Origin of the sequence: Xenorhabdus sp. Sc-CR9, assembly GCF_963897815.1 — a bacterium.
In the GTDB taxonomy this organism is placed as follows: Bacteria; Pseudomonadota; Gammaproteobacteria; order Enterobacterales; family Enterobacteriaceae; genus Xenorhabdus.
In genome coordinates this window covers 1-1,254 of sequence record NZ_CAWQTY010000067.1, presented here as the reverse complement: position 1 = coordinate 1,254, position 1,254 = coordinate 1, and the positions used below count along the sequence as shown (strand labels likewise).

Sequence of the window (1,254 nt, the reverse complement as noted above, 5' to 3'; positions counted from 1 at the left end):
TGTGTAGCGGTCAAGAACTTCCGGACACCATTTTAGCCTTCTCCCATTGCTTTTCGTATTCAACGGGAGAAATGCCTCCATTAAAACTATGGGGACGAATGTAATTATAATATCCGCCCAAATATTGCGTGATATCCCTCATCGCGTCATGCATATCCTGATAGCCTTCCGGTGGCACCCATTCGCTTTTCAGACTCCGGAATACCCGTTCCATCGGCGAATTATCATAGCAACAGCCCCTGCGGCTCATGCTTTGGATAATCTGGTTTCGCCAAAGTAAGCGGCGGAACTTTTTGCTACTGTATTGACTTCCCTGGTCGGAGTGAAAAATCAGCCGGCCTTCAATAGGGCGCGTTTCCAGGGCATGACTCAGGGCACGGCAGACCCGCTCTGCATCCGGTGAGGAAGAGATGGCCATGCCCACCACGCGGCGGGAAAATAAATCCATCACCACCGCGAGGTAACGCCAACCTTCCTGCGTACGAATGTACGTGATGTCCCCGCACCACCGGGTATTTGGGCTGGCCGGGGCAAAATGCTGCTGCAAAAAATCCGGCGACGCCACGTGCTCTTTCCCCGGTGGACGATAACGGTGGGCCCCCGGCTGACGACTTTGCAGGCCGCATTCCTGCATTAGCCGGCGAGCCAGCCAAGCGCCCAACCGGTGTGCCCTCATGGGTCAGCAAGTGGCTCAGGGAGCGGCTGCCGATGGCCCCCCGACTTTGGTTATACAATTCACGGGTCCGGATGCGCAGCCGCAGACGTTCTGTATCGACAGGACGTTCCCGCCAATCGTAATAGGCGCTGCGTGACACCTTAAATGCCTGACAGAGTTCCGTGACCGGCCATTGGGCGCTCAGCCGTGTGATCAACGAGTAGCCCCACTGCGTATCTCGCTCATCAACACGGCCGCCTGCTTTAGAATTTCTTTTTCCATTTCCAGACGCCTGACCTGTTTTTCCAGCGCCTGTATCTGGCGTTGTTCGGACGTTAAGGCTTTACCGGCAGGCGTTACCCCCTGTATTTCGGCCTTATACTGGCGGATCCATTTTCTCAAGGTACTGGCATCAACGGCCAGTGAACGGGCGATATCAATAACCCGTTGCTGATGGAGAACAACCTGCTGAACCGCTTCCAGCTTAAATTCAACGGAATAGTGGCGTTTGGTCGGTTTCAATTTCATTGTCATACCTCATTGTCATGTTAATAACATTAGCAGGCTTTTGAGGTGTCCGGATTTAATGTACTACTACA

Annotated in this window: 1 pseudogene; it reads right to left on the bottom strand. The window is 53.5% G+C overall.

The features are described from left to right. Nucleotides 1-10 precede the first annotated feature (10 nt). A pseudogene (locus tag AACQ81_RS03625) lies at nucleotides 11-1,177 on the bottom strand (IS3 family transposase). Between the last annotated feature and the right edge of the window lie 77 nt (nucleotides 1,178-1,254).